Origin of the sequence: Halogranum rubrum (assembly GCF_900114455.1) — an archaeon.
In the GTDB taxonomy this organism is placed as follows: Archaea; Halobacteriota; Halobacteria; order Halobacteriales; family Haloferacaceae; genus Halogranum; species Halogranum rubrum.
On the sequence record NZ_FOTC01000006.1, the window covers coordinates 185341 to 191719 of the forward strand.

The window sequence follows — 6379 nt, forward strand, 5'->3', positions numbered from 1 at the left end:
GGCACTCGAGAGGTGCCTCGTTGACCCATGACGAACGCATTTGCACACCTTGATACAACCCGGAGAGTCGTCAAACGAGCCCAGTATGAGGCATTCGAGTTCGAATGTCTCAATGGCGGTATTCGCGTCAGAAACTGCAGTCACGCCGAGCCAGCAGAGCACGAGTACCACGTCGCCGTCGACGACGGGATTCCGGTGGCGTGTGAGTGTCCAGCCGACGCGAAATATTCCTCAGCCTGTAAACACCGTGTCGCGGTTGCGATTCGAACTCCACTCCTCGATGCCGCTGCAACGCAGGCGGTCGCCGACGGCGGAACCGTCGTGGGCGACGGCGACGCTGGGGAGACAGACGAATGCGACTGTGCAGAGCTTGGCGACGGGTTCCCCTGCTGGGAGTGTTATCGAACCGGGAAGCGAACGCTTCCGGAGTAGCACCGGTTCACGGCTCACAAAGCGAGCAGCTATCGGTCTATTTCTCCAGGTGGTGACAGAATGTGCGTGCTGAACTTAGAGAGTGTAGTCAGCAGGTCAACTTCGTTTGTTTCGATCGAACTGAATCGAATCACCCAGCCGATATACGTGCGACTTACGCTTCCGGACGAGAGACGTAGAGCTGACCGACGCCGTTCCGAACGGTGACCACAGGAAGTATTTATGACTGGTGCTGGAAGACGTTACACATGAACGACCCCGGTAGCGCCATGGCCGACTCCCCTCCTGGTTCCCTCGAACCTTCGGACGACGATTCGATTGGGTCGAGCTGGTGGAATGTGGTCTGGATCCTCCTTCCGTTCCTGATCTTCGTCATCCTGCTCGCTACGATAGCCTTTCTAGCCTCCTGAGCGTCGGCTGTTTCGGATCGTCAGAGAGCGAGGCCACAAGGTAGTACAGGCGCGACTATCCCGAGTAATCGAGAAGAAGTACGTCCACTGTACGGAACAGGAGGTCGTCTGTATTGACCGATCCAACCAACTGGTTTTCCGAAGAGCTTCTGTGCGAGATACGCGCGCTGTATTCAGCACGGCCACAGAAAACTCTCCGAGTGCTATCACTAGCGCCGTGCAACACTCAGAGGGAGAGTTCAGCAAGCAGTCGCTATTCGTTTCAAGCCTGTTGTATCGAATTGACCGATAAGAAGAGCGTGCGAACGTACCGAGGGAACATTTATCAATAGGTGAGGCGGAGTATCACGTAATGTCACCAACTAATTCCAATATGGGAGGGTTTGACTTTTCCCTCCGTAATGCGATTTTAGTTGTCCTTGGCCTGTTCATTTTTCACCTCGGAAGGGGATGGGCACGGGGACTTGTGGAAGGGAACTATCTGATTGGCACATTAGGCTTGATACTTGCTCTTGCTCCGATAGTCTGGTTACTGCTCGTAATCAAAAAGGCGTATTTCTAAAACCCTATCAGACGTGGCCTTCTGTTAGAATTATACTGTTGATAGCCACACAACAGCGTCTGAAATTCTCAGAGCAATCCACTCCTGTACACTCTGCTCCCGCGCCCCACCGCGACTGACCTGTGACCGACTTGCGCCCTGAGTTCAGCACGGCCTCAGAAACCTATCACAGATTGAGGGGTAACCGAGAGCAACGAGATACAGAGGAACTGGAGCGCACCGGAGAGCGTTTTTCTGCCCCCGAAGGGTGCGGGGCGTCACACACATCGCGTCCCGAGAGCCACAATGCACCAACTCATCTACGCGCTCGTTGAAGCACCGAATAGAGACGATGCCCTCGCCAGCGGTAACGCAGCGTTCGACCGTCTCGTCGGCGTCGGGCCAGACACCGCCGCCGTCTTTGATTACTATGTGACGTTCGACGACGAGACAACGTTTGTCGCCGGAAAGGCTCGATGGGGTGAATTACCTGTCGTGGCCCCGGTCGACTCCGACGAAGGATCGGAACTCCTTGAACGAGGATGGAGCGCAACGACCGAAGAATTCGAGCGGAATCTCGAACGAGTGCGAGCCGCCGTCGACGAGTTCTCTACTGAGGAACTCATGCGCGACAAAGAGCTCGCTCGACACGCTTGCTACAACCTCGGGGCGTACCGTGGCCCGTCGCTCTTCATCTACGATGGGTACGGCGGGCGATTCGCCATCGCGACCAACTCGATCGCGTCCTCGAGTCCGACGAGCAGGTGTGGATTATTCCGGCGGACGTCCACTACTGAGCCAGAAATCGCCCGACAGAACAGGCACGATAGTCTTAACCAACAGAGCGCGACCTTCGCCATTTCTGTTGGTTAAGGCGACGACGACGAACCTGCTGACTCGGTGAGCGCCGAGTGAGTTTTTTCGCCCCCAGAGGGGTGCGGGGGAACAGAGACCCTCGCAGTAAACCGATGACTGACGACAACACAACAGCGACGGAGTCGAATCGAGAGGACGCAACTCAGACGGAATTCGTCGAGCGCAGCGACGTCGGCGTGTCACTGACGGTGAAGCTGAAGCGTGGAACGGCGACGAGAGACCAAGACGAACTGACGGCCAAGGTCAAAGCACGAACGCTTGCGGAGGCCCGCGAAGACATGGACACGCTGCGAGCCTATCTGCACGACCTTGCTGAGGACGCTCGGCAGATTCAACCCGACGGCGAGGCAGAATAGAGCGCTCGGAGAGCTGGTTTTTCGCGCCACCAGATGGCTGGAGGCGAAACTCAATGAGCAACGAAGCAACTGAATCAACAGCATCGACCGGCCTGACACCGGAGCAGCGTCTCGAGGCACCAACCACCAACCTCATCGACGCAGGTATCGCGACCATCCATGACATGGCGACGCTTCGAGCCTGTGTCGCCTACGAGAACGCGAATCAGCAGCGTGTGCGGATTCAACTCCGCATCTGGGTGGGTGATTGGCGACGGCTCTAGGCAACGAAGGCAGGGTCGCACCTCGGCACCCACAGCGACAGTGACAGTGGCTGGCTGCAACAGACGGTGGCTGAGAATCTCTTCGATCAGAAAAAGCGGTGGACGAACCTTACTCGACCCTACTCGAATCAGTCTCAGGTTGCTCGACGTGCGTCTCGTCGCCAGCCGCCGACTGTGTATCGAGCAGTTCGACTGTGCCACTACTGCCATCAATGCGGATGCGCTGTCCGGTACGAATCCGTTTCGTCGCCTTAGGAACGGAGACGACAGCGGGCAGGCCGTACTCCCGGGCGACAAGCGCGCCGTGACTAACGGCGCCACCGACTTCGGACACCAGCCCGGCGGCGTTTAGGAACAGCGGTGTCCACCCGGGATCAGTGGAGGGCGCCACAAGAATCTCGCCGCGTTCGATTGTCGCAGTCTTCGGGTCGCGAATGACGCGGGCCACCCCCTCAACGACACCCGACGAGACGCCAGTGCCGACCAAAGCCCCCTCAGGAGCCGTTTCTGATTCGGGGTGGCCATGAACAGCTTCCCCCTCGCTTGTCAACACCGGCGGCGCATCCACGTCAGCGTTTTGGACATGTTCTCGACGGCGGGCAGCGACGTCGACGTCGATGCGCTCGCCCTCCAGCGCGTCAAATAGTTCGTTCCTCCGGAGATACCAGACGTCGTCCGGGTCATCGAATTGCCCCTCGGCGACGAGCAACTCTCCAGTGTCCAAGAGTGCCGTTCGCCATGCGGTGAACGCTCGGGCGGCTTCCTGTTTAGGGTACTCCCGGAGGTAGACTGTCTCGCGGTACGTCCGGATGAGCCAGCGGACGTAGCGGCGGCGAAACGGTCCGAGTAAACCGCCGTCGACGCTCGCTTCAAGGCGCGAAGCGGCCGCCTCGGCTTCGTCTTCGAGCCGTTGGATACGTTCGCGGTGGTCGCCCGCCGTCTCATCAGCGAGGTTCGCTCGAATGACGGCGAGGAGCATCGAGGGGTCCTCGCGCCAGCGCGGCCTGCTGAGATCGATCTCGCCGGTGCTCCGATGCCCGAATTCGTCGAGGAATTCCTCGAACGCCTCGATGAAGACAGCACTTCCCTCCACGGTCTCGAGTTCCGCGAGGGTGGCACCGTCTCGGAGGGCCGCGGCGACCTCAGGGTGGTCGCGGGCGACGTCGGCGAGGTCGCCAAGGCCGAGGTTGATGCGGGTGACGACGTCGCGTTCGAATCCCCTGCCGACCGCGTTCACGTCCTCGGAATGGTCAGGGAACGTCCGCGTAAGCCAGCCGCCAAGCGCGAATGCAAGGAATAACGGGCTGATTTGCGGGTAGACCTCCCGGAGGAAGCGTCCGAAGTCGATGCCCTCGAACACGGCACGGGCTCGGGATTCGGGAGTCGTATCATCGGTCACCTCTCCGATGAACAGCTCGCCCAAGCGCGCCCAAGACCCGTCGTTGGGGGTGGGTCCATGACCAGCCAACGTACTGAGGAGGTTCCAAATGATGCGTGGGATTGCCGGACCGATAAGTCGAGCTACCTGCCCGGCTGTCGCCATGTAGCCTGGGAGCGCACTGACGGTGACGCCGCGGGATTCGAACTCTTCGGGACGTCGCGACACGATTTCGTCGAGTCCAGCTGAAATGAGTTCGTTGACGGCGGCGAGTCGCTCGATGAGCCACGCCTGCGTATTGGCGTCCCGCAGGAATGAGGTGACGTCGATATAGATTCGTCCGCCGGCCTCGACAGTCGGGTTGCTGAGAGAGGCATTGAGTCCGGCGGCGGAGAGCGCGTTGCCAGTGTAGGTCCGCCAGACGTCACGGACGAGCGGCGGCATCGCCTCTGGCATCGCTTGCATGTGACCCATACTGATGTAGACGTGGAGTCGGTCGTCGTCGGGTGCTGGTGACGGAAGCGGGAACAGCGACGTGATGGGGCGGGACTGCAAGAGGACGAACTGATCGTCGGTGAGCGCCCACTCAACGTCCTGTGGCGCACCGAGCAGCGTCTCGGCCCGCTCACCGAGTCCAACGAGGGTGCGAAGCTGGTCGTCGGTGAGGACACGTGATTCCCGCCGGTCGGGCGGGAGTTCGACCCTCTGGGTGCCGTCTGTCTCATCCGGGGTGCTATCCTTGTGGAGTTCGATAGCGACTGTCTTCGTGCCGATTGTATACTCAACGATCTCGTCGGTCCGGATGTCCACGAGCGCGTGGTCCGGTGTGACGTCGCCGGCGACGATGCTCTCCCCGAGCCCGAAACTCGCATCGATTAACGCAACGTGTCGGTTCCCACTCGTAGGGTCCGCCGTGAAGAGAACGCCCGCGGCCACCGCATCGACCATTGGTTGGACGACAACGGCCATCTCTGCGTCGGTGTGGGCGATGCCGTTACGCGCCCGGTAGGTGACTGCTCGGTCGGTGAAGAGACTCACCATGCAGTCGCAGACGCGGTCAAAGATACCGTTGCTCGCCACGCCCAAGAACGTCTCGTGCTGGCCAGCGAATGACGCACTCGGCAGGTCCTCGGCTGTAGCGCTCGACCGAACCGCATAGGAGTCCGTGTTCTCGAACGAGGTCATCGCGTCGATGATCGCCGCCTCAACGTCTGCACTAAATTCGCGATACCCAATGAGCGACCGGAGCTCGGCGGCGCCCGCGGTGAGTGCGTCGGTGTCGCCCGGGTCGAGTGCGTCCAATCGAGCGATCGCATCTTGAATCGCTGGTGAATCAATGAGATCCCGGTACGCAGCGGTGGTGATGACGAACCCCTGTGGGACGGGGAGACCAGCCCGTGTCAGCGTGGCCAAGTTCGCGCCCTTGCCTCCGGTGACAGTGATCTCCTTGGCGTCCAAATCGCGGAACCACTGCACAACACTTCCGTTCGAGTCCTCTTGCATTGTTCCTCGTAGTACATTGATATGCGCTGTGTAGTCATAACGCTGAGCGCTTGGCGTACTGACTCAGACTGGAAACGCCAACAGATTACAACAGAGTTGATAGCGCGATAATGAGCGAGAACCACTGAGAGACAGTTATTGACGACGTAAAGTGAGTTTTGGCGGCGACACCGCATCCAAGGAAATCCCAACAGAGCGTGAGCGAGACGGCGTCGCTGTGGTAGCGAACGCGGGGGGGATTTTTTCTGGCGCCAAAATGGGCGCAGCTTCCAGAGGAGATACCCAATGACTGAGAAACCTACCGAGATGCTGACACAGGAATCGATACCGGAAGAACTCGCTGACCGACCCCAGTGGGTGTGTTGGCGACGAGCGGAACGCGACGGGAAAGCGACGAAGATTCCGGTGGTGCCTGGGGTGGGGTCGTTCGCGTCGTCGACGGACCCCGAAACATGGTCGGACTTCGAGACTGCCTGTGACTATCTTGAACGTGGCCGGGCCGATGGAGTCGGCTTTGTGTTCACTGAGGCGGACCCAATCGTCGGCGTCGACTTGGATGACTGTCGCGACCCCGACACGGGCGACGTCGACGACGACGCAAAGGACATCATCACTCGGTT

At 59.7% G+C, this 6379-nt stretch carries 6 protein-coding genes and 2 pseudogenes; 7 read left to right on the plus strand and 1 reads right to left on the minus strand.

Annotated features, from left to right (window positions below):
* The first annotated feature begins 27 nt into the window (after positions 1 to 27).
* The 6 genes and pseudogenes from BM083_RS19010 (at position 28) to BM083_RS19030 (ending at position 2878) form a co-directional block, all read left to right on the plus strand.
* Positions 28 to 432, plus strand: a complete 405-nt coding sequence (locus BM083_RS19010; RefSeq protein WP_089871623.1) for an SWIM zinc finger family protein — start codon at positions 28 to 30, stop codon at positions 430 to 432.
* Between the two features lie 248 nt (positions 433 to 680).
* Entirely contained in the window at positions 681 to 842 is a 162-nt protein-coding gene (locus BM083_RS23515; RefSeq protein WP_177197705.1) for a hypothetical protein, read from the plus strand.
* Positions 843 to 1194: 352 nt separating this feature from the next.
* Positions 1195 to 1404: a hypothetical protein gene (locus BM083_RS23870; protein WP_089871625.1), complete on the plus strand. Its 210-nt coding sequence runs from the start codon at positions 1195 to 1197 to the stop codon at positions 1402 to 1404.
* Positions 1405 to 1689: 285 nt separating this feature from the next.
* Positions 1690 to 2180: pseudogene (locus tag BM083_RS19020) on the plus strand (hypothetical protein).
* A gap of 171 nt (positions 2181 to 2351) precedes the next feature.
* The gene (locus BM083_RS19025) at positions 2352 to 2615 is read left to right on the plus strand and encodes a DUF7389 domain-containing protein (protein WP_089871627.1); all 264 of its coding nucleotides are present in this window, start codon (positions 2352 to 2354) and stop codon (positions 2613 to 2615) included.
* Between the two features lie 53 nt (positions 2616 to 2668).
* Positions 2669 to 2878, plus strand: coding sequence for a DUF8129 domain-containing protein (locus BM083_RS19030; RefSeq protein WP_089871629.1), 210 nt, complete (start codon positions 2669 to 2671; stop codon positions 2876 to 2878).
* Between the two features lie 109 nt (positions 2879 to 2987).
* On the opposite strand, the gene BM083_RS19035 is transcribed toward BM083_RS19030, so the two are convergent.
* Positions 2988 to 5759, minus strand: a complete 2772-nt coding sequence (locus BM083_RS19035) for a PEP/pyruvate-binding domain-containing protein (RefSeq protein WP_089871631.1) — start codon at positions 5757 to 5759, stop codon at positions 2988 to 2990.
* Positions 5760 to 6044: 285 nt separating this feature from the next.
* Between BM083_RS19035 and BM083_RS19040 the strand changes: the two are divergent.
* Positions 6045 to 6379, plus strand: a pseudogene (locus tag BM083_RS19040) (hypothetical protein); the annotation flags it as partial.